This is a genomic window from Paeniglutamicibacter selenitireducens (assembly GCF_051550675.1).
Taxonomy (GTDB): Bacteria; Actinomycetota; Actinomycetes; order Actinomycetales; family Micrococcaceae; genus Paeniglutamicibacter.
This window is the reverse complement of record NZ_JBPULF010000007.1, coordinates 24,320-45,905: the sequence shown is the minus strand read 5'-3', so window position 1 is coordinate 45,905 and position 21,586 is coordinate 24,320. Positions and strand designations below refer to the sequence as shown.

The window sequence follows — 21,586 nt, the reverse complement described above, 5'->3', positions numbered from 1 at the left end:
AAAGCCCAGGTCCCGTCCACGGGGCTCTTGCGTAGGCTTTTTCCGTTGCCTCCAAGCCAGTACGACGCCGCCGAGAACTGGGTTTCCTATGGGAACCGCACCCCGCGTGCAGCCCGCAGGGCATCGTCAGTGGTGCTGATCCGGGACTCCCCGAACGGCGTGGAGACCTACCTGGGGTACCGCAAGGGGGGATCGCCACTGGGCAGCGTGGCATTTCCGGGCGGAAGCCTTGAGGCAACCGACGATGAAGACATCCCGTGGTACGGGCCAAGCCTGTCCGAATGGTCGAAGCGGCTTGGAATCCTGGACCAGCGGCTGGTTCGTGCCCATATCGTCTGCGCGATCCGCGAACTTTTCGAGGAAACGGGCGTGCTGCTCGCCGGTACCGATGAATTGTCGGTGGTCGAGAACTGCGTCGGTGAGGACTGGATGCAGATCCGCGAAGCCGTCGCCGGCCAGGACAAGTCGTTTGTGAGCGTGTTGACCAAGCGCGGACTGGGCCTTCGCACCGACCTGCTTCGACCGCTGTCGCACTGGATTTCCCCGAACTTCGCCCTGCGGAGGTTCGACACCCGCTACTTTGCCGCCGCGCTTCCCGTGCGCCAGGAACCTTCCCTGCTGCAGGGCAAGGGCGGCTGGGCCGCGTGGTTGGTTGCCGCGGAAGTCCTTGCCACACGAAACACCACCAGCCTCGGGGATACGGCCGGTGCACCGGATACCGTGGGGCTTCCCCTGAGCATGGTGACGACACCGGCCGTCGAAGTCATCCTGGAGAAGATTGCCTCCACCCGGGGAACCGTCGCGTACCTCTCGGTACGCCGGGAGCTCAAGAGCTACCATCCCGACCTGGTGCAGGTCGGCGATGACTTTTTCCTGGATGTCACCACCGCCACAGCGGCCGAGGGCGGCGGCGGCGGACGAGGGCGCTAAAGCCGGTCGACCCCAAGGTTCTTAAACAAGTGTGGCGGTGTTCCCCGGATGACCGGGGAACACCGCCACACTTTTCCGCTGTGGGACTTAGCGTGAGCGCTGGCGCAAACGCTGGATGTCCAGGATCACGACGGCGCGTGCCTCAAGACGGAGCCATCCACGCTGCACGAATTCGGCCAGGGCCTTGTTCACGGTTTCGCGCGATGCACCAACCAGCTGTGCCAATTCTTCCTGGGTCAGCTCGTGCGCGACCAGGATGCCGTCGGTTGCCGGGCGGCCGAAGCGATCGGCCAGATCCAGCAGTGCCTTGGCGACACGGCCCGGAACATCCGAGAAGACCAGGTCGGCAAGCGACTCGTTGGTGCGGCGCAAGCGCGAGGCAAGGGCCTGAAGCAACTGAACCGAAACCTCCGGGCTGGTCATGATGACCTTGCGCAGGTTTTCGTGACGCAGGCCGGCGAGGCGGGTCTCGGAGACTGCCGTTGCCGTTGCATTGCGTGGGCTCGGGTCGAAGAGTGCCATTTCGCCGAACAGCTCGCCCGGGCCGAGGACCGCAATGAGGTTTTCGCGGCCATCGGAAGACGTGCGGCCCAGCTTGATCTTGCCCGAAACGATGAAGTAGAGCTGGTCGCCCTGGTCGCCCTCGCGGAATACCGAAGCACCACGGGACAGATCCACTTCGGTGAGTTCCTCAGTCAATGCTGAGAACACCTCGTCGCCCAATGATGCGAAGAGCGGTGCTCGGCGCAGTACCTCGATGTCCATAAAATCTCCTGTCAACTGTCGTTAGCGCTCATCTAATTGTGCCGTACGGTTTGCCCATGTGACAGCTTCCACACGCATTTTAGGCCTAAATGTGGTTAGAATCGCGGGTAACTGTCAGTCTCCCCGGCTAAACTCTGGACGATAGGCAGGTGCCGGATGCCAAGGCTTCGAGGCATTCGTGACGTATTGAGGGTGGGAGTCCAAACACAATGTGGGGAATGACGTGGCTGGACCTGGTGCTCATCATTTCCTTGGTCGGCTTTTTGGCTTCTGGCCTGCGTAAAGGCTTTTTTGTCACACTCGGTGCCATTATCGGATTCCTGGCAGGCGGCACCGCGGCCTTCTTCGGGATACCGCTTGTCTCCACCTGGGTGGCGAACCCCGGATGGCGCATCTTCTGGGTTGTCGCCTCGGGCGTGGTCTTCATCCTCATCGGCCAGGGCATCGGAATCGCCATCGGCTCCAGAATCCGCTTATGGCTGAACTTCCCGGTCCTGAAGTCCTTCGACCGCATGCTGGGTGGCGTCGCCAACACCGTCATGGCCGCACTCGTCATTTCGGCCATTGCGTTTTCCGCCGCCACCATGGGCATCCCGTGGGTTTCCCAGCAGGTGGCCGACTCCAAGGTCATCGGCACCATCCAGACGCTGACCCCGCAGCCAGTCACCAACCTCATGACCACGGCGCGTTCGGCCGTCATGGGGCAAACCATCCCGGAACTGCTGGAACCCTTCGCGCCACAGGTTGCGGTGGAGGTGCCCGCAGAGACTTCGCTCAGCGCCGAGGTCAACGCCGCTGCCGCATCCGTCGTCAAGATCATCGGCACCGCCTACGCGTGCGGCGTCAACCAATCGGGTTCCGGCTTTGCCGTGGCCCAGGACCGCGTCATGACCAACGCCCACGTGGTCGCCGGCATCACCGAACCGTCCGTGACAACCATGGACGGCCAGGTGCACGCCGCAAAGGTGGTGCACTTCGACTCGGTTGCCGACATCGCAGTCCTGGCGGTGCCCGGACTGGGCGTGGCACCCCTTGAACGCGGGGAGGACCTGGGACGCGGTGCCACTGCGGCGTTCCTCGGGTTCCCCGGTGGCGGTTCCTTCAAGGCGATGGGCGCCGTCGTCGAATCGCTGAGCACCATTTCCATCCAGAACATCTACGGCGCCGAGCCGACGCCGATGCGCATCTACCAGCTGGCGGGCGACATCGAACAGGGCAACTCCGGTGGACCGCTCCTTGACCCAAAGGGCCGGGTGGTCGGCATGATCTTCGCCAAGGCCAAGGGCAGCTCCAAGGTCGGCTATGCGTTGGCACTCGAGGAAATCGACAAGGCCTTCACCAACGCACGGGCCTTCCGCGAGCCCGTGCAGACCGGGGCCTGCTCCGCCCACTAGGCCCGGTGCGCGCTCTCCAGCCAGTGCAGTTCCGCGCCGTGCTGGCCGCTGCGTGCCACGGGAACCCCGTCGAGCGCGAGGACAAAACAACTCCGGTCGGCGGAATCATGGGAACGGCCCTGCGCATCAACGAAGAAGATCTCGTTTGATACCCAGCGGCAGCCCAGGTCAGTGACCGTCCCGGCGAACCGCTTCCGCTCCGCCTCGTCGAGGTACATCAAGACCGCCGAATGGAAGACCACCGGCACCGAACCCGCCGGCGCCGCCTCGACCAGTTCCCGGACGCGCTCGTTCAGGTCGCCCGCCACGAGGACCGGCGCTCCGGCGGCAGCGCCCAGGGCGCCGGACTTCAGCTCGCGAAGGGTTCCGAGGGCCCCCTCCAACTGCCGCAGCCGCCCGTCCTGGCCAGGCCATACGAGGGCACGCAGCCAGTCGGCGGTGTCGGGGTCCGTGCCGTCAAGCGGGTTCAGGTCAACGCCGGCCCGCCAGGAGATTTCCGGCAGAGCCGTGGGCACCGGAGGGTTTCCGGTGGTGCGGCAGCGCAGCAGCGGCAACCCGGTGCCCAGCGTGGGGGCGCCGTCGAAGGAATAGGAATAGAGGTCCGGCAGCAGGCACAAGCCCGCGGAGGGCCCGACCTCGATGAGTGCCAGGGGGCGCTGCTCCTGGTGCCCGATCATGGAAAGCACCGGCAGCAGCGTGGCGCAGCGGCCAGGCTCGTTGGTTTGCGTCAGCCGTCCCAGCACCGTGGCCGAAACCTCCGGCCAATGCGAGAGCATGAAGGCGCGTGCGTCCCCGAACTCCGTGTCCCCGCAGCCCAGGTAGCGTGCCGCGGCAAAGACAAGGTTGGGTTGGCGCTTGGGTTCCGGGAGCCCCGCCACCAGGTCCAGCAGGTCGGGGCTTTCGGCAACGCCGGTCGCCCAGCGCACGTAGAGCTCGCTGTGGCCGGGGAACCAGCGCCGGGCGTACTCGCGGTAGAGGGCCGCCGTGGATTCGATGTCCTGGGTCTTCACGTTCCTGCCTCGCCTCTGCGCTCCAGCTGAAGCGCCTTCGATGGCGCTCCCGGGCTCCAGCTTCGCCCAGGCCTCCCGCGCGGTGCAAGGGGTGCGGGCAGCTGCCGGCGCCTCAGGGGCGGCCGCCGGCCAGCCGGTGCGATTCGAGCAGCAGCTCGCGGAGCTCCTCCGGGTCGACTCGTTCGAGCCTGACGAGCAGCAGCAGGGGAGAGTGGTCGTGGTGCGGCGTCCAGTAGTAGGTTTCGGGTTCCATGGCGGCCAGCGCCTCACGCTCGCCGGTCTTCACGGTGAGTACGCCCTCTTCCCAGATGCGGGCCATGAGCGTCCTGGCGAACCAGGCGGGGCGTTGCCAGCTCTGCCGTTCGGTGACGCCGGGAAGGGCCAGGCACAGCCTGCGGACATCGTCCTCGGTGCTCATTTTCACACCCTACCCGGTGGGCCGGCTGCCGGACAGGGGCCGGCGGCCGGGCTACCGGGAGGCGAAGTGGACGAGCTGGCGCACGCCCAGGACGTAGCCGTTGACCCCGGCCCCCACGATGACCGAGGCAGCCACGGGGGAGATGTAGGAGTGGTGGCGGAAGGCCTCGCGGCGGTGCACGTTGGAGATATGGACCTCGATGACGGGAAGTTCCACGCCGGCTATCGCGTCGGCCAGCGCGATCGAGGTGTGCGTGTAGGCACCGGGGTTGAAGACGATGCCCGCGACGTTGCCGCGGGCGGCATGGATGGCGTCGATGAGCACGCCCTCGTGGTTGGACTGCAGGAACTCGACGGCGAACCCCTCGGCGGCAGCGGCCTCCTCGCAGAGCACCTGCACGTCCGCCAGTGTCTGGCTGCCGTAGACCTCGGGTTCCCGGGTGCCCAGGAGGTTCAGGTTGGGCCCGTTGAGGACAAGGATGCGCCGGGTGCTGGATTCGCTCATGGATCCACTGTAGCCAGCGATGGGTCCCAGGGCCCCGATTTCGGCCCCCGGCGCGGACATGATGACGGGGTGTTAACGGGAACGGGCGGGGTCCGGGGGAACAAGATTCCCGGACCCCGCCCCCGGCGTGGAACTACTTGCGCATGGACTCGGCGATCTGCTGCATCACGGTGTTGTCCGCCAGCGTGGTGGCGTCACCGACCTCGCGGCCCTCCGCGACGTCCTTGAGCAGGCGGCGCATGATCTTGCCCGAACGGGTCTTGGGCAGCTCGGGCACCACCAGGATGTGGCGCGGCTTGGCGATCGGGCCGATGTCCTTGCCCACGTGCGCCCGCAGCGTTGCCACGACGTCCTCGCCCTCGGGCGGTTCGACCTGCAGGATCACGAACGCGACGACGGCCTCGCCGGTGGTCTCGTCCTTCGCGCCGACCACCGCGGCCTCGGCCACGTACGGGTGGGCGACCAGGGAGGACTCGATCTCCGTGGTGGAGAGGCGGTGCCCGGAGACGTTCATGACGTCGTCCACGCGGCCCAGCAGCCAGATGTCGCCGTCCTCGTCCTTCTTGGCGCCGTCGCCGGCGAAGTACATGCCCTCGAACCGGGACCAGTAGGTGTCCTTGTAGCGGTCCATGTCGCCCCAGATGCCGCGCAGCATCGAGGGCCACGGGTCGCGGATCACCAGGAAGCCGCCCTCGCCGTTGGCCACGGATACGCCCATCTCGTCCACCACGTCGACGGTGATGCCCGGGACCGCCACCTGGGCCGAGCCCGGCTTGGTGGCGGTGACCCCGGGAAGCGGGGCGATCATGTGCGCGCCGGTCTCGGTCTGCCACCACGTGTCCACGATCGGGGTCGGGTGTTCCTTGCGCTCGCCGTTCGCGCCGTTGTTGGTGCCGATGACGTCGCGGTACCACATCCACGCCTCCGGGTTGATGGGCTCGCCCACCGAGCCGAGCACGCGCAGCGAGGAGAGGTCGAAGGAGTCCGGGATCTGCCGGCCCCACTTCATGAACGTGCGGATGGCGGTCGGGGCGGTGTAGAGGATGGTGACGCCGTACTTATGCACGATCTCCCACCAGCGGCCCTGGTGCGGGGAATCCGGGGTGCCCTCGTACATGACCTGGGTGGCGCCGTTGACCAGCGGTGCGTAGGCGACGTAGGAATGGCCGGTGACCCAGCCGATGTCCGCGGTGCACCAGTAGACGTCGGACTCCGGGTGCAGGTCGAAGGTGTCCCGGTGCGTGACGGCGCTCTGCGTGAGGAAGCCGCCGGTGGTGTGCACGATGCCCTTGGGCTTGCCGGTGGTGCCGGAGGTGTACAGCACGAAGAGCGGGTGCTCGGAGTCGTGGGCCACGGCGGTGTGTTCGGCCGGTGCGGTCTCCACGACCTCGTGCCACCACTTGTCCATGGGCGTCCAGGCGACGTCCTCGCCGTTGCGCTTGACCACCAGGACGTTCTCGACGCTGTGGCCCGGGGTGGCCAGCGCCTCGTCGACGGCCGGCTTCAGTGAGGAGGGCTTGCCGCGGCGCCAGGTGCCGTCCGCGGTGACCACGAGCTTGGCCTCGGCATCGTCGATGCGGCTGCGAAGCGCGTCGGCGGAGAAGCCGCCGAAGACCACCGAGTGGATGGCGCCGATGCGGGCGCAGGCCAGCATGGTGATCACGGCCTCGGGGATCATCGGCAGGTAGACGGCCACACGGTCCCCCTTGGTCACGCCGAGGGCCTCGAAGGCGTTGGCGGCCCGCTTGACCGCGTCCGTCAGCTGCGCATAGGTGTAGCTGCGGGTGTCTCCCGGCTCGCCCTCGAAGTGGATGGCCACGCGGTCGCCCAGGCCGTTTTCCACGTGGCGGTCCAGCGCGTTGTAGGCGGCGTTGACCTTGCCTCCGACGAACCACTTGGCCACCGGCGCCTCGGACCAGTCGAGGGTTTGGGTGAAGTCGGTGTCCCAGGTGAGGGTGTTGCGGGCCTGGTCGGCCCAGTAGCCCAGGCGGTCCGCGCGGGCGGCGTCGTACTGCTGCGCCTTGGCGATGGACTGCGCCGCGAACTCTGCGCTGGGGGCGAACGAACGGGTCTCGTGGGACAGGTTATCGAGCGTGGGGGTATGGGTTTCCGACACCGGTGGAGTCCTTCCGACAACAGGGGTTTGCTTGTGAGTCAGGTTACAGGCACCCGGGCGGACCGGGTGCAGCCCGTCACAATTGTGACAGCGGAGGGTGCTTTTTGTGCGCCAAGCGGTAGCGGCGCGCGCCAAGTGGTCGCCCGGTTCCGGGATGTTGCAGGGGGCAGCGGCCAAGGGGAGCGGGCAACCGCCGGGCGCCCGACACCGCCGCCGCTGCGGCGGCCAACGGGGGAAGATGGGCGGCAGCGCGGATAGGCTGTAGAAAGACCACCTCCACGGCGGCCGACGCCGGGTGCGCAATCGCCCCCGGCGAGGCCGCAGGGCGTGGCTGACTGGCAGGAACGATGAAAAGAAGCGGGGTCCTCGGATGGAACAGGTACACGTGGGAACACAAGACGACAAGGCCGCCACGGTGAAGACCCTGGTGGGGCCGTTCACCGTGCGCGACACGCTGGTCGTCGCCGGCGCGCTGCTGGTGATGGTCGGTTCGCTGCTCCCGATCCCGTGGACCAAGTCGGTCTCCGTGAACATGTGGATCTTCCCCGGGCTGCCGTTCCACCTGCTGGTGTCGCTGCTGCTGCCGCTGGGCGTCGGGGCGGGCTTTGCCTGGCGCCGGATCAACGGCCGCACCCGGGTGCGCATCGGTTCGCTGAGCCTCGACCAGTTCGGCTCCGTCGTTGCGCTGGTTGCTGCTGCGTACTTCTTCAACGCCTACGTCGCGACGATGGGCTCGGCCTACCTGCTGGGCTTCCTGGGCGGGTTCGCAATGGTGTGCGGCACGACCCTGGCCCGCTACCTCGGAGCGTTCCGCACGGACTTCGTTCCGGGTGACGACGCCGTGATCAACTCCGACGTCCGCCCGGTGGCGGCAGTCGCACCCAAGGCCGGCGCGGCCGCCGCGGCCGGCGCCGGCGATGCCGATTCCGAGGGCTTCGGCGCCAGCAGCGCCCCGGCGGCCGAGCGCTCCAAGCCCGTGGTGCCCAAGACCCCCGGCGGCGCTCCGGCCGGAAGCAAGGCCCCCGAAACCTCCGCAGATGCACCGTCCGGAGCCGCCCTGGGTGCCGCCGCCGCGGCGGGCGCCGTGGCCGGATCGGTGGGCGCCGCAGCCCCGTCCGCGTCGGCAGCCGTTGTCGAGCCAGAGCCTGAGGCCGAGGCCGCAGCGGAATCCGGTGTCCGTCACACGGACGGGGAACCGGTTGAGGTTGCCGGGCACACGGACGTGGAGGCCGAGGGCGAAGCCGTTGAGGCAGCTGCCTCCGCGGCGGTTCGTGAGGCAGCCAACGAACCGGCGCACGACGCCGCAGCACAGCCCGAGGGCGGGGACGCGAACATCCCGGCCGAGGCTGCCGGGCGTGACTCCCTGGATGCCGCCGACGATGCCCCCGTGGCAGCGGCCAGGGTCCGTGTCCCGGAGGTGCACGAGCACTCCGAACCGGACTTCCCCGAGGTCAGCCTGGTCCAGCAGGATGCGGAGGCGGCAGCCGGGGAACCCGCGGCCACCGGCCTGGTTCCGGCAGCACCCGCCGAGCCGGCGACCTCCGCCCAGCCGCTGGCCCAGCCGGCCCACCAGGCGACGGCCGCGCTTTCCCGCGACGAACTCGCCGCCCAGATGAAGGCGGCGGCGGCCAGCCAGCAGGCCAGCGCCGACGAGCCCTTCGGCGCCCGCGCCGACGAGGTCGCGCAGGAACCGGAATCCGCGAGCTTCTGGTTCGCGCTCAACCAGCCACGCCCCGTCTACGACCCGCGCAGCGGCGCGCAACTGACCACGCTGCAGCCGGGCACCTGGATCCTCTGCCTGGAGGACCGCGGGCAGGACTACCTCATCAACCTCGACGGCGACCGCCCCGCGGTGCTGCGCGACCTGGACAACCTGCAGTTCCCGGAAAAATAAGCACATGCCGCAGGAGGAGAGCGCCCTGGGCCGCAAGCGCCGGGCGCGCAAGATCAACAGGGTGCTCGCCGAGACCTACCCGTATGCGGTGGCGGAGCTCGACTTCGGCAACGCCTTCGAGCTGCTTGTCGCAACGGTGCTCTCGGCACAGACCACCGACGTGCGGGTCAACGCGATAACCCCGGCGCTCTTCGCCAGGTACCCCGACGCGCTGGCCATGAGCCAGGCGCAGCCGGAGGAGCTCCAGGAACTGATCCGCCCCACCGGGTTCTTCCGCGCCAAGGCGAGCTCGCTGCTGGCCCTCTCCACCCGGATCGTCGACGAATACGACGGGGTGGTGCCGGGCCGGCTCGAGGACCTGGTGACGCTGGCCGGCGTCGGGCGCAAGACCGCCAACGTGGTGCTCGGAAACGCCTTCGGGGTCCCGGGCATCACCGTCGACACGCACTTCATGCGCCTGGCCCGCCGCTTCGGCTGGACCACGGAGAGCGACCCGGTGAAGATCGAGCACGCCGTCGGGGAGCTCTTCGAGCCCAAGGACTGGACGATGCTTAGCCACCGGGTGGTCTTCCACGGCCGGCGGGTCTGCCACTCCCGCAAGCCCGCGTGCGGCGCCTGCCCGCTGACAACGCTCTGCCCCGCCTACGGGGAGGGCGAAACCGACGAGGCCAAGGCCGCGAAGCTGCTGAAGTACGAGCTGGCGCCCGGGCGCGGGGAACTGCTGGAGAAGATGCGTGCCGGCGCCACGCGCCGCGAACTGCGCGCCCAGGGATACGGATTGGAATCATGAGCGTACGCGAGGAACTGCTGGCGATGATCGATCGCAAGGCAGCGGAGGCCGGGGCCGTGGCCGCGGCAAAGATGCCGAACACCTGGGTGTTCAACGACATCGATCCGCAGGCCGTGGGGCAGGCGGCGGTGCTGGTGCTCTTCGGGCGGCTCGACGACGTGCCCGCGGCCAGCGACGTCCCCTCCGTGCCCGGTGACCTCGATGTGCTCTTCGTGACGCGCGCCGACACGCTGCGCAAGCACGCAGGCCAGGTCGCGTTCCCCGGTGGACGGATCGACCCGGAGGACGCCGACGCGATAGCCGCCGCCGTGCGCGAGGCGGAGGAGGAAACCGGGTTGGACCCCGCGGGCGTCGAGGTCCTCGGGGTGCTGCCGCAGGCCGAGCTGCCGGTCAGCAACTTCATCGTGACCCCGGTGGTGGGGTGGTGGCACGCACCTTCGGAGGTCTGCGCCGTGGACCCGGCCGAGTCCTCAACGGTCTTCCGGGCCCCCGTCGCGGACCTGCTGGACCCGGCGAACCGGGTCACCGCCGTGGTGGAGCGCGGCGGCGACCGTTTCAGCGCCCCGGCCTTCGACGTCGAGGGCGGGTTCATCTGGGGCTTCACCGCGATAGTGCTGGACCGGATGTTCAACGACCTGGGCTGGACCCTGCCCTGGGACAGCGGCCGCGAGGTGTCCGTCGCGGCGCTCCGCGGCAAGTCCTCCTAGCCACGCGCCACGGGGCCGCCGGGAAACCGATGCTTCGCTGGGTGGCTGTTTCGCGCTGTGGCTACTTCGCCTGGTCGTAGGAGTCCACGACGACGGCCGTGACGGGGAAGTCCACGGGGATCTCACCGAAGAGCAGGCCGGAGGCGGCCTGCGCGGACTCGTGGACGAGGTCCACGACCCGCTGCGCCGCGGCTTCCGGGACATGGAGCATGATCTCGTCGTGCAGGAAGAACACGAGCGAGCCGAGGTCCACCCCCGCCACGGCCCCGGCGCGCAGCCGGCGGCGCAGCTCGCCCATCCAGCACAGCGCCCACTCGGCGGCCGTCGACTGCACGATGAAGTTCCGGGTGAAGCGGCCCCGGGTGCGTGCCTCGGCCAGCGCCGCGCGGGCCGCCTGCTCCGAGTCCGCGCGTTTCTGCGCACGCAGCCAGGCTTCGGGGGCCGGCGGGGTGCCGCGGCCCAGGTAGGAGGCGACATCCGCCCCGGCCTCGCCCTGTGCCGCGGCCCACTCGACAAGGCCCACGGCGCGCGGGTAGGTGGCCTTCAGCTGCGGCATCAGCCGCCCGGACTCGCCGGTGGTCGCCCCGTACATGGCCCCGAGCATCGCGACCTTGGCGTGGGCGCGGTCCCCGCCGAACCCGGCGTCGGCGATGCCCCGGTAGAGGTCCTTGCCGCGGGCCGCCGAAGCCAGCGCGCTGTCCCGGGACAGCGCCGCCAGGATGCGCGGCTCCAGCTGCGCGGCATCGGCAACCACCAGCTTCATTCCCGCATCGGCCCGCACCGCGGCGCGCACCTGGTGCGGGATCTGCAGCGCCCCGCCGCCGCGGCTGGCCCAGCGCCCCGTCACGACCCCGCCGACCACGTACTCGGGCCTGAAACGCCCGCCGGAGACCCAACGCTCCAGCCAGGCGTAGCCGTTGGCGCTGGCCAGCCGCGCGATCTTCTTGTAGGCCAGCAGCGGCTCGATGACCGGGTGCTTGAGCTCGGTCAGTTCCCAGGCCCGGGTGTTCGACACGGCGATGCCCGCCTGGTTCATGGCCCGCAGCAGATCCTGCGGGGAATCCGGGTTCAGGGCCGGGGCGTCGAGCAGTTCGCGGATCCGCACCGCGAGCCGCTCCATGTTCGGTGGGCGCACCCCTGCCGGCACGCGCGGGCCCAACGCCTCCTCGAGCAGCCGGTGGTGCACCGACACGTCCCAGGGGACCCCGGCGTGCGTCATCTCCGCGCCGATCAGCGCGCCGGCCGACTCCGCCGCGATGAGCAGGCCCAGCCGTCTGCCGCGTTCGTCATCGCCCACGGCCGCGCGCTGGGCCAGGAATTCGGCGAGCACGTTCTCCAGCGCGCCGGCGTCGTCCTTGGGCTCCGAGAAGAGCTCGCCCTGGTTCTCCGCCACGCGCGGCGGCGGCAGCAGGTGGGCCGGCGCCGCGGTTGAGGGATCGGGTTCCCGGCGCAGCGCGGTGAGGTAGTCCCCGGGCACCGTATGCGGGGCGTTGCGCAGGATGTTGCGGGTCAGTGTGAGGTCGTGGGCGCGGTTGATGCGGATGCCGGCGGCCAGCAGCCGTGGGTACCAGGCGTGCACCGAGTCAAGCACCCAACGCGGGGAGCGGGCCTCGAGTTCGGCGACGACCCGGCCAAGCCCGTCGCCGTAGACCTGCACCGGGGGAAGCAGCGCCGTGCCCCGGGCATCGACGAGCTGGACCACCGCCGTGGCGGCGCCGGCCTCGGGGTCGGGCTGGGAGATGGCGTGGGTGGCCACTATCGCGAATTGTTGCACGCTACATTCTCGCAGTTTGCCACCACGGGACGCGGCGACGCGGCCGGGGGCCGGCTGCCGCGACTTCCCCGCACCGCCTTGGGGCCGGGTCCGGCACAGACCCACAACCGGCACCCGGCCCACGCCGCCACGGCACCCGGCTGCCCACACTGGGGTGCATGGAAGATCACGGACGGTTCGTCGCGGCCCGGCCCCGCACTGCCCGGCGCGGGGCCGGCGCCACCGAGTATCCGGCGCTGCGCGCCGCCCTGCGGGAACTGCCGGCACCCGGGACACCCGATGACGCCGGTGCCGCAGGATTCGCCGGGGCAGGCGGCGGACCGCGGGCCGCTGGCCCGCCGGCGACGCCCGCGGACGGGTGGCAGCCGGATGGCGAGACAGGCCGGGGCGGGCAATGCATCCTGCTCACCCGAGACGCGGCGCTTGCCCAGTCGGTGGCGCTGATCGCCTTGGGCGCCGGAGTGCGGCTGGTCCAGTACCGCGAGGCCGGGCAGGTTCCCGCGGGCCGGCCGGAAACCGTCCTGGTCGGGCACGACTGCGTGGGGGAGGCCGCGTCCCTCGCACCCGGCGCCCGGCTGGTGCTCGCCGGCAGCCAGGAGCACCAGGACGTGCTCTGGCGGGCGGCGGCCCGCACCCCGGGAGCCAGGGTCGCCGTGCTTCCGCAGGCCGGGGCCTGGCTCGGGGAGTACCTGGGCGAACTCGGGCTGAACGGCGGGGACGCGCGCACCACGCTGCTGGCCGGCGGCTGCGGGGGAGCCGGTACAAGCACCCTTGCCGCGTTGCTTGCTGCAACCCACACGCTGGAGGGGCACCGGACGCTGCTCATCGACGCCGACCGCTCCTCCACGGGCCTCTGGCCCACGCTGCGTCCCCGGGATCCCGAGGGAATCGGCTGGGAGGACCTGGAAAACAGCCGCGGGGCGCTGGCGCCCGGGCAGCTCGCGGAGATCCTTCCGCTGTCCCAGGGCACCGCAGTGCTGTCCTGGGTGCGCCAACCGGGCAGCTTCGTGCCGCCGGAATCCCTGCTGGTTGCGGTACTGGCGGCCTCACGGCGGATCTACGACCACATCGTCATCGACGCAGGGCGGCTGCCCGCCGTCCCGCCGGGAGTGCTGGCCCTGGGCGGGGAACGGCTTCTGGTCATGCCGGCCCGCGGCGCGAACAACCGCAGCCTCCCCGCGGCTGCCGGAGCCCGCTGGTCGGTGGTATTCACCGGCAGGCTGCCGGCCGGGAGCGACACCCGCGCACTGGCCCGCCGGCTGGGCCTGCCGCTGGGCGGCTACCTGCCCCGGTTCGGGACCCTGGAACGCGCGTCCGCGGAGGGCCGGCTGATGGGCGTGCTGGCCCGAACCTCCATGCGCCGCAGGATCGCCGCCCTGGGCATGGCGGAGCACGCGGCTCGGGAATGGGCAGCATGAGCACCCCGGAGCGGCGCACCGGGCGCAGGCGCTGGGAACAGGACCCGGAGGCCGGGTCCGCCGCAACCAGTGCCGAGGTACTGGAACAGGTGCGGCTGCGCGCCCTGGGCCGGGATGGCGGACTGAGCGAGGTAGACCTCGCCTCGGCCGTCCACGCCACAGGAAGCGTCATCGGCTCACACACCACTGCGGAACTGGTGGAGAACCTCAGCCGGGACATCCACGGGTTGGGGATGCTGGAGGACTTCGCCCGGCAGCCAGGGGTCACCGACGTGCTTGTCGACGGCAGGGGGAGGATCTGGGTCGACGACGCCGAAGGCCTGAAGCCCTCAGGTGCGGGCTTTGGCGACCGCGAGGCGCTCCGGGCCCTCGCCGTGCGCTTCGCCGCCGCTGCCGGCCGCCGGCTGGATGACGCCCAACCGTTCGTGGACCTCACCCTGGGCAACTACCGCGTGCATGCGGTGCTGCCGCCTGTTTCCACCGGCGGCACGCTGATCTCGGTGCGCGTGAAACGCACTGCGAGCCCGGAGCTGGAGGGCCTTCTCGACCCGGCCCGCCCCGACTGGCTGCGGGCGCTGCGCGCCGTTGTGGCGGCCCGGCTGAACTTCCTGGTCAGTGGCGGCACGGGGGCCGGCAAGACCACGCTGCTCGCTGCCATGCTGGGGGAGGTGCCGGGGAACGAACGGATCATCGTGGTTGAGGACTCCGCGGAGCTCACGCCGCGGCATCCCCACCTGGTGGGCCTGCAGGCCCGCGGCGGAAATGTCGAGGGTGCCGGTGAAATCGGCCTGGGCATGCTCGTCCGCCAGTCCCTGCGGATGCGGCCGGACCGGCTGGTCGTCGGCGAATGCCGGGGAGCGGAGATCGGGGACTTCCTGGGAGCGATGAACACCGGGCACGAGGGTGCCGCCGGGACGGTCCATGCCAACAGCGTCCGGGCAGTGCCCGCACGGCTGCTCGCCATGGGGGCACTGGCAGGGATGGATCCGCAGGCCACGGCGCTGCAGGCGGTCAGCGCCCTGGACCTGCTCATCCACGTGGCCAGGGACGCGCGCACCGGCGCCAGGCACCCGGTGCAGTTGGGGCATCTGGTGCTCAACGCCGCCGGAGCGCTGGAGGTGCAGGTCATCTGCGAGCGCGGGGTACCCGTTCGGGAATCATCGGCCCTCGACTGGTTCCGCAACAGGTTGCAGGACCGGGGAACGGCAAGCCCGTGGTGAGCATCCTGTGTGCCACCCTGCTGACGGGGCTGGCAGCCTGGCTCTTCAGGCGCCCGGCAGCCGTCGGCCGAAATACGGCGGGCCCGGCAACACCGCAGGCCAGCGATGCTCGGGCCACCGGGTTCTCCCTCCCGTTCGGGCACCAGATGCGCGACGAGGCCGGTGAGGCGGAAGACTACGGGAAATTCATCCGCGAGCTTTCGGCCCTGTTGCGGGCGGGCAGCGCAAACCCGGCGGCCCTGGAGCTGCTGGAGAAGGTATGGGCCGACGCGCCGGGACGAGCCGGAATCGACATCCATGCCGGGTGCACCAGGGCATTGACCCACCTGCGCACCGGCGGCACGCTGCGCGAGGGGTTGGCGGAGCACGCAGTGGACGGAGGGCGCCGCACACGGCTGTGGAGCCGGCTGGCCTGGTGCTTTGCCATTTCCGAACGCTCGGGTGCCGCGCTCGCCGAACTTCTCGATGAATTGGCCCTGGAACTCGAGAACTCGGCCGACATGCGCAGGGCGCTGGATGCGGCGCTCGCCGGACCCCGGGCCACCAGCCGGCTGCTCACCTTCCTGCCGCTGGTCGGTCTGGGCCTGGGGCAGTTGTTGGGGATCGACCCGTTGTCGGTGCTCAGGACCCATCCGGTGGGACAGCTTGCCCTGTTGGCGGGGGTCCTCCTGTGGCTGGCGAACCGGTGGTGGTGCCGCCTGATGCTGGCCAGGATCGTTCGGCAGGTTCCCTCGTGACGGGGTTCCTGGTGGCCGGAATCCTGACGGGCCTGGCCGTGTGGATTTCCTGGGGGCGCCCCGCCGCACGTTCCCCGGCGGAGGACCGGCGCAGGAGCGGCACGATGAACGAGGAGCCGCCCGAATCCCCGTCGTTGGTGCTGGAGATGTGTGCAACGCTGCTGGAATCAGGGTTGCCGGTTCGTTCCGTGCTGGACATCATGGGCGGCCATGTTCCCGGGTACGCTCCATTGGCGCGTGTGGCCCGGGCGCTGGAGCTCAATGTCGATTGGGACCGGGCCTGGCTCCAGGTGCCCGAGGCAGTCCGGGAACTCGAGCCGTCCCTGCGCTTCACCCAGCTCAGCGGGGCGCCCGCGGCAAAGCTCCTGCGCTCGGCTGCGGCAGCCGGACGCAGGAAGGAGATCCGCGACGCCGAGTCACGGGGCGCGGAGTTCGGGATCAAGCTGGTTATCCCGTTGGGGCTGTGCGCGTTGCCGGCCTTCGTCTGCCTGGGCGTGGTTCCCATTGTCATCTCGCTGCTTCCGGATTTCTGAAGGTCCCGGGCGGCTTCCCCGCACAACGCAGGCACCGCCGTGCACCCTCGGGTTTTCCCCAAGAGCGGCCCGGAGCGGAACCCCGGCCAAACGCCGGCGCCACACTCGAGGGGAAGCAATCGACGGCCAAACGGCCGCGCTGCTCGCCTCCGAGCGGAACACCTTGGAGAACCCACGCACGAAAGGCAGGAAGCACATGGAACACGAGGTCGTACCGGCTACGCCGGGACACATCGATTTGCAGGTCACCGGGGCGGAGGACGGCAGCACCACCGCGGAATTCGCCATCGTCACTCTGGCGGCGGTCGCGTTCGCGGGACTGCTGGTCAGCATTCTTTCAAGCGGTGACGTGCGGGGAATGCTCATGGGCCTGATTCGTCAGGCCCTGTCCTTCTAGGGAGCCATGGGCATGCCATCGCATCCGGAAGCCGGGAGCAGCACCGCGGAATTCGCGGTGCTGCTCCCGGCGGTTGCGCTTCTGCTCACTGTGGTGGCCGCCGCGGGAATGGTCGGCGGGGAGCAAATTCGGATCCAGCAGGCGGCGAGCGCCGCGGCGCGGGAACTGGCCCGCGGTACCGACGCGGGCCAGTCGATTGCCACGGCCTTGCGCATCGGGGGCGCGGGCCTCGACGTTTCGCTCGGCTCTGGAGCCGGTTATGAAAGTGTCGTCGTCACTTCCGGCATGGTGTTGCCGCTGGTGGGCGAAATCCGTTTGACGGCGCAAGCCTCGGCCAGGAAGGAGACCGAGCCGTGAGGCGGGCCCGGACGTCGCGGCACGGGGGAGACGTGGAAGCCGGCAACGGAACGGTGCTGATGGTTGCCGTCGTCTTCCTGGCGTTTTTCGCGCTGGTGGTGGTGCTGGCTTTTGCGGCCACGGGCCGTGCTGCGGCCAAGGCGGCCACCGCGGCGGACCTTGCCGCGCTCGCTGGCGCCGACGCCGCACGCTTGCTGGTGCCGGGTGAACCGTGTGCCGTGGCAGGACAAACGGCGACGGCCAACCAGGCGGTGCTCACCGCGTGCGAAAGGCAGGGGACCGCCGGGGAAATCGTGAAGGTCTCCGTCAAGGTGCCCGTCGCGATGGTCGGCGGGCTGCCGCCGATGGGTCATGCGCTGGCCGCGGCTCGGGCCGGCCCGCCGCCGCAGCCGTGGCGCGTGGTGCGGTAGGCCGGGGCCCCACTCAAGGGGTTCGTTCCGCCTCGAGAAGTATGGCCGAGAGCAGCCGGATGGCGGCGTGCTTGTCCAACGGGTTGTTCTTGTTGCCGCACTTGGGCGACTGGACACAGGACGGGCACCCGCCGGCGCACTCGCAGGCAGCAATCGCATCCCGTGTGGCACCCAGCCAGGCGGTGGCCTTTTCGTACCCGCGTTCCACGAACCCGGCACCGCCGGGGTGGCCGTCGTAGACGAAGATTGTGGGCATGGAGGTGTCCATGTGAAGTGCCGTTGAGACACCTCCGATGTCCCAGCGGTCGCTGGATGCGACCAGCGGCAGCAATCCGATGGCCGCGTGCTCGGCGGCATGCAGCGCGCCGGGGAACTCTTCCGGGGAGATGCCCGCGGCGATCAGCCGTTTTTCGGGGATGGTGAACCAGACCGACTTGGTGTGCAGGTCGCGGGCCTCGAGCTCCAGGGGTTCCTCGCTGAGGATTTCATTGCTCATCACGGACTTGCGCTGGAAGGACACCACCTGTGTGGTGACAACCACGTCGCCGAAATTGGCGGTGATCGGACCCCACGTGACGCTTCGTTCGATGTCCTTGACTTCGACGGTGGTGATGTCTCGCGCCTGGGTGTAGAAATCCGGGTTCGCGCGCGTCACCATGACGCAGTGGTCCGGTTCGTTCAGCTCGTCCACCACGTAGCTTGCACCCTGGTGGACATAAATGGCCCCCGTGTGCGCTTGGTAGTGTGTCTGGGGCGAATCCATGGTTCCCAGAAGCGCGCCGGTGTCCGATTCGATGATGCTCACGGGGCCGCCCCCGTCGGCCCGCAGGTTGACCATCGATGCTGCATGTTCCGGATGGGTCCAGAACCAGCCGGCCGGGCGCCGCCGCAGGAACCCGCGTGCGACGAGGGAGTCGAGGAGCTTGTGGGCCGTGGGGCCGAAAGCCTCAATCTCCTCGGGCCGCAGCGGGAGTTCCTCGGCCGCTGCGCAGAGGTGCCCGGAGAGAACATACGGGTTCTCGGGGTCGAAGACGGTGGCCTCGACACCGGCCTCGAAAATGGCTTCCGGGTGGTTGACCAGGTAGGTGTCGAGCGGATCGTCGCTCGCCACGAGCACGGCCAGTGCGTCCTGCCCGGCGCGCCCGGCCCTGCCGATCTGCTGGAAGAACGAGGCCCTGGTGCCGGGCCATCCCGCAACCAGCACGGCGTCCAGGCCTGCGACGTCGATGCCCAGCTCCAGTGCCGAGGTCGACGCCACACCCAGCAGTGTCCCGTTGCGCAACTGTTCCTCGAGCTCGCGCCGCTCGGCCGGAAGGTAACCGGAACGGTAGGCTGCGACGCGTTCGGGCAGGGAGGGGTGGACCTGGTCCACCATGCTGCGGGTGATCGTGGCGATGGTTTCGGCGCCCCTGCGGGACTTGATGAAGGCAAGCGTCCTCACGTGGGAGCAGACCAGGTTCGCCAGGAGGTTCGAGGTTTCGGCAACCACCGTCCGGCGGGTGGGTGCCCCGTTTTCACCACGAGTTTCAGTGAGGGGCGGTTCCCACAACGCGACGGTCAGTGCGCCCTTGGGAGAGAAATCGGTGGTGACTTCCCGTGCCGGGGCGCCGATCAGCCTGGAGAACGACGCTGCGGGATCGGCACTGGTGGCCGAGGCACCGATGAACACCGGGTTGGCTCCGTAGTGCTCGCAAATCCTGCGCAGGCGGCGCAGGAGGTTGGCGATGTTCGAGCCGAAGACGCCCCTGTATGAGTGTGCTTCGTCGATGATGACGAAGCGCAGGCGGCGCAGGACCCTGGCCCACCACGTGTGGTTCGGCAGGATGCCGAAATGGAGCATGTCGGGGTTGGAAAGGATGAAATTCGCGTGGTCGCGGATCCAGCGGCGGGCGGAGACCTCCGTGTCGCCGTCGTAGCTGGCTGCCCTGACGCTTGGGAGCCCGAATCCCGTGATGGCCGAGAGCTGGTCGGCGGCCAGGGCCTTGGTGGGGGCCAGGTAGAGCACCGTGCCGTCCTGGGGAACCAGGCTCGCCTGGTTTTCGAGGGAGGAGGTATGGATGGCGTTCAAGGCTGGCAACTGGTAGGCGAGGGACTTGCCCGAGGCCGTTCCCGTGGCAATGATCGTGTGTTCGCCTCGGTGCGCGAGGTCCGCCGCCTGCACCTGGTGCAGCCACGGGGCATCGACTCCCGTGCGCTCGAAGACTTCCCGGACCTCCGGATGGACCCATTCGGGCCACGGACCGGTGAGTGCGTCTCGTGCTTCGGCGGTGCGGGAATGGAGCAGTGCCGTGGGCGCCGGCCCGTGGCCCAACAAGGCAATCTGTTCCGAGTAAGCGTTCACCGACTTATTGTGGCACCCCGCGGCGTCGGCTGCCGACCCGGAAACAGAAAGTGGCGGGCCCTGCCGTCAGGCAGGACCCACCACTCGGTGAAAATGCTGGCCCTATGCGTCCTGCTTGCCCTCGAAAAGCACGACGTTGCCCAGGTTGGTCCAACCGAGCGACTGGTAGAGCTTCTGGCCGTCGACCGAGGCGATCAAGAGGCCCTCCTCGACGTCGTGCTCCAGGGCGAGGGAAACCAGGGCGCGCATGATCAGGCTGCCCAGTCCGCGGCGGCGGAAGTCGGGTGCGGTGATGATGCGGTCAAAGATCGCGAATCCCTCGACGGCCGACACATGGCCGCTGGCCGCAACGACCTCGGGGTCGTCCACCGGGTGGATGGAGACGTAGGCGTGGGTGTTGTCGCGTTCGATCTGGAAGGCGAAACCCTCAGCCGGGCGCGGTTCCTCGACGTCGTGGCCGTTCATCTCGGTGACCATGAGTACTTCTTCGGAATTGACCACGTTCAGGCCGGCAGCCTGTGCGGCCTCGATCAGCGAGGAGATTTCGTCGGCGAATGCCGTCAGGCGACGCTTCGGGTGCTTGTGCAGCGTCTCTGCAACGGCCACCAATTCCTCATTGGACGGCTCATAGATCACGTACTCCCAATCGCCGGAAGTATCGTGGCGGAGGGCAGCATGGACTCGACCCTCGTGTCGGTTCTCGTAACCTCGTGCACCAGCCCAGCCGGTAACCCAAGTACCAATTAGTTCATCGCTTGCAGTAGATCCCATGCTTCGACCCTACCCCGTGAACAGGCCCGATGGGTTGCATTCGGGTGAACTGTTGCATGCTTGAAACACTGCGACATCCCGGTGACGGTTGACACGTCGGATGCCTTAAACGGGATTTTGCACCTAGGCTTAACAGCGTGTCGCAGAACCGAATTGTCTTGTATTACGCATTTACCCCACTCGCCGACCCGGAGGCCGTCCGCCTTTGGCAGCGCTCGCTCCTGGAGAGGTGGGGCCTTCGGGGACGCATCATCATCTCCAAGGACGGCATCAACGGAACCGTCGGCGGCGAGATCCGCGCCGTCAAGCAGTACGTCAAGGCGACCCGCGAGTACCCGGCATTCAAGAAGATGGACATCAAGTGGTCCGAGGGATCGGCCGAAGACTTCCCGCGCATTTCCGTGAAGGTCCGCGATGAAATCGTGTCTTTCGGTGCCCCCGGCGAACTGGAGGTCGACGAGAACGGCGTGCTCGGCGGTGGTGTACACCTCAAGCCCGAGGCCCTGCACGAGATGCTTGCCGAGAAGGAGGCCGCCGGCCAGGAGGTCCACTTCTTCGACGGCAGGAACGCCTTCGAGGCCCAGATCGGCAAGTTCAAGAACGCGATCGTTCCGGATGTGGAAACCACGCACGACTTCATTGCGGAGATCGAATCCGGCAAGTACGACGACATGAAGAACCAGCCGGTTGTGACATATTGCACAGGTGGAATCCGCTGCGAGGTGCTCTCGGCGCTCATGGTCAAGCGCGGGTTCACCGAGGTCTACCAGATGCAGGGCGGCATCGTCCGCTACGGGGAGACCTTCGGCGACAAGGGCCTCTGGGAAGGCTCGCTGTACGTCTTCGACAAGCGCATGCACATGGAATTCAGCGACGATGCCGTGACGATCGGTGCATGCGTTGGCTGCGAAGCCCCGACCAACAAGTTCGAGAACTGCTCGAACCTTTCCTGCCGGAACCTGCGCCTCTTCTGCGCGGAGTGCTCGGCCCGCGAGGAACTGCGCCGGTGCCCGGATTGCGCCGGCTCCGCCCCGGCGCTCGAAAGCGCCGCGCTCTAGCAGGAAACATCGACATGCGACCCGTCCGACCGGCGGGTCGCA

General features: G+C 68.9%; 21 protein-coding genes. 13 read left to right on the top strand and 8 right to left on the bottom strand.

The window, feature by feature from the left end:
* Positions 1-45 precede the first annotated feature (45 nt).
* The gene (locus tag ACSYDW_RS12865; protein ID WP_438339126.1) at positions 46-930 is read left to right on the top strand and encodes an NUDIX hydrolase; all 885 of its coding nucleotides are present in this window, start codon (positions 46-48) and stop codon (positions 928-930) included.
* 87 nt (positions 931-1,017) lie between these two features.
* Here ACSYDW_RS12865 and ACSYDW_RS12860 read toward each other — a convergent pair whose 3' ends face one another.
* On the bottom strand, positions 1,018-1,695 hold the full coding sequence (locus ACSYDW_RS12860) for a Crp/Fnr family transcriptional regulator (RefSeq protein WP_209999193.1): 678 nt from the start codon (positions 1,693-1,695) through the stop codon (positions 1,018-1,020).
* Positions 1,696-1,913: 218 nt separating this feature from the next.
* On the opposite strand from ACSYDW_RS12860, the gene ACSYDW_RS12855 reads away from it, so the two are divergent.
* The gene (locus ACSYDW_RS12855) at positions 1,914-3,089 is read left to right on the top strand and encodes a MarP family serine protease (RefSeq protein WP_438339125.1); all 1,176 of its coding nucleotides are present in this window, start codon (positions 1,914-1,916) and stop codon (positions 3,087-3,089) included.
* Here ACSYDW_RS12855 and ACSYDW_RS12850 read toward each other — a convergent pair.
* The 4 genes from ACSYDW_RS12850 to acs form a co-directional block, all read right to left on the bottom strand.
* Entirely contained in the window at positions 3,086-4,099 is a 1,014-nt protein-coding gene (locus tag ACSYDW_RS12850; protein ID WP_438339124.1) for a DUF2332 domain-containing protein, read from the bottom strand. The genes ACSYDW_RS12855 and ACSYDW_RS12850 overlap by 4 nt on opposite strands.
* Positions 4,100-4,211: 112 nt before the next feature.
* On the bottom strand, positions 4,212-4,517 hold the full coding sequence (locus ACSYDW_RS12845; RefSeq protein WP_438339123.1) for an MmcQ/YjbR family DNA-binding protein: 306 nt from the start codon (positions 4,515-4,517) through the stop codon (positions 4,212-4,214).
* 51 nt (positions 4,518-4,568) lie between these two features.
* The gene (gene aroQ, locus ACSYDW_RS12840) at positions 4,569-5,021 is read right to left on the bottom strand and encodes a type II 3-dehydroquinate dehydratase (RefSeq protein ID WP_438339122.1); all 453 of its coding nucleotides are present in this window, start codon (positions 5,019-5,021) and stop codon (positions 4,569-4,571) included.
* Positions 5,022-5,154: 133 nt separating this feature from the next.
* Complete coding sequence (gene acs / locus ACSYDW_RS12835; protein WP_438339121.1) at positions 5,155-7,137, bottom strand: acetate--CoA ligase; 1,983 nt, start codon at positions 7,135-7,137, stop codon at positions 5,155-5,157.
* A 385-nt stretch (positions 7,138-7,522) separates the two neighbouring features.
* On the opposite strand from acs, the gene ACSYDW_RS12830 reads away from it, so the two are divergent.
* The 3 genes from ACSYDW_RS12830 to ACSYDW_RS12820 are packed head-to-tail and all read left to right on the top strand — an operon-like array spanning position 7,523 to position 10,528.
* Positions 7,523-9,031 carry a hypothetical protein gene (locus tag ACSYDW_RS12830; RefSeq protein WP_438339120.1) on the top strand — a complete coding sequence of 503 codons (1,509 nt, stop codon included), beginning with the start codon at positions 7,523-7,525 and terminating at the stop codon, positions 9,029-9,031.
* Positions 9,032-9,035: 4 nt separating this feature from the next.
* Positions 9,036-9,821 carry an endonuclease III gene (gene nth / locus ACSYDW_RS12825; RefSeq protein WP_438339119.1) on the top strand — a complete coding sequence of 262 codons (786 nt, stop codon included), beginning with the start codon at positions 9,036-9,038 and terminating at the stop codon, positions 9,819-9,821.
* On the top strand, positions 9,818-10,528 hold the full coding sequence (locus ACSYDW_RS12820; protein WP_438339118.1) for an NUDIX hydrolase: 711 nt from the start codon (positions 9,818-9,820) through the stop codon (positions 10,526-10,528). The genes nth and ACSYDW_RS12820 overlap by 4 nt, the downstream gene beginning before the upstream one ends.
* A gap of 61 nt (positions 10,529-10,589) precedes the next feature.
* On the opposite strand, the gene ACSYDW_RS12815 is transcribed toward ACSYDW_RS12820, so the two are convergent.
* Positions 10,590-12,302 (bottom strand): bifunctional 3'-5' exonuclease/DNA polymerase, encoded by a 1,713-nt coding sequence (locus tag ACSYDW_RS12815; RefSeq protein ID WP_438339117.1) that lies wholly within the window; start codon positions 12,300-12,302, stop codon positions 10,590-10,592.
* Positions 12,303-12,460: 158 nt separating this feature from the next.
* On the opposite strand from ACSYDW_RS12815, the gene ACSYDW_RS12810 reads away from it, so the two are divergent.
* From ACSYDW_RS12810 to ACSYDW_RS12780, 7 genes are all read left to right on the top strand, one after another.
* Positions 12,461-13,720 (top strand): CpaE-like family protein, encoded by a 1,260-nt coding sequence (locus ACSYDW_RS12810; RefSeq protein WP_438339116.1) that lies wholly within the window; start codon positions 12,461-12,463, stop codon positions 13,718-13,720.
* Positions 13,717-14,940: a TadA family conjugal transfer-associated ATPase gene (locus ACSYDW_RS12805; RefSeq protein WP_438339115.1), complete on the top strand. Its 1,224-nt coding sequence runs from the start codon at positions 13,717-13,719 to the stop codon at positions 14,938-14,940. Before ACSYDW_RS12810 ends, ACSYDW_RS12805 begins: the two co-directional genes overlap by 4 nt.
* Positions 14,937-15,677 (top strand): type II secretion system F family protein, encoded by a 741-nt coding sequence (locus ACSYDW_RS12800; protein WP_438339114.1) that lies wholly within the window; start codon positions 14,937-14,939, stop codon positions 15,675-15,677. Before ACSYDW_RS12805 ends, ACSYDW_RS12800 begins: the two co-directional genes overlap by 4 nt.
* Entirely contained in the window at positions 15,674-16,210 is a 537-nt protein-coding gene (locus tag ACSYDW_RS12795; RefSeq protein WP_438339113.1) for a type II secretion system F family protein, read from the top strand. The genes ACSYDW_RS12800 and ACSYDW_RS12795 overlap by 4 nt, the downstream gene beginning before the upstream one ends.
* Before the next feature lie 196 nt (positions 16,211-16,406).
* Positions 16,407-16,607: a DUF4244 domain-containing protein gene (locus tag ACSYDW_RS12790; RefSeq protein ID WP_438339112.1), complete on the top strand. Its 201-nt coding sequence runs from the start codon at positions 16,407-16,409 to the stop codon at positions 16,605-16,607.
* Positions 16,608-16,619: 12 nt separating this feature from the next.
* A complete protein-coding gene (locus ACSYDW_RS12785; RefSeq protein WP_438339111.1) occupies positions 16,620-16,964 on the top strand; it encodes a TadE family type IV pilus minor pilin in 345 nt (114 codons plus the stop codon).
* Positions 16,961-17,374 carry an Rv3654c family TadE-like protein gene (locus ACSYDW_RS12780; protein ID WP_438339110.1) on the top strand — a complete coding sequence of 138 codons (414 nt, stop codon included), beginning with the start codon at positions 16,961-16,963 and terminating at the stop codon, positions 17,372-17,374. The genes ACSYDW_RS12785 and ACSYDW_RS12780 overlap by 4 nt, the downstream gene beginning before the upstream one ends.
* A gap of 13 nt (positions 17,375-17,387) precedes the next feature.
* Here ACSYDW_RS12780 and ACSYDW_RS12775 read toward each other — a convergent pair whose 3' ends face one another.
* A complete protein-coding gene (locus ACSYDW_RS12775) occupies positions 17,388-19,715 on the bottom strand; it encodes a DEAD/DEAH box helicase (protein WP_438339109.1) in 2,328 nt (775 codons plus the stop codon).
* A 102-nt stretch (positions 19,716-19,817) separates the two neighbouring features.
* The gene (locus tag ACSYDW_RS12770) at positions 19,818-20,321 is read right to left on the bottom strand and encodes a GNAT family N-acetyltransferase (RefSeq protein ID WP_438339108.1); all 504 of its coding nucleotides are present in this window, start codon (positions 20,319-20,321) and stop codon (positions 19,818-19,820) included.
* A gap of 302 nt (positions 20,322-20,623) precedes the next feature.
* Between ACSYDW_RS12770 and trhO the strand changes: the two genes are divergently transcribed.
* On the top strand, positions 20,624-21,544 hold the full coding sequence (trhO, locus tag ACSYDW_RS12765) for an oxygen-dependent tRNA uridine(34) hydroxylase TrhO (protein ID WP_438339107.1): 921 nt from the start codon (positions 20,624-20,626) through the stop codon (positions 21,542-21,544).
* Positions 21,545-21,586 lie beyond the last annotated feature (42 nt).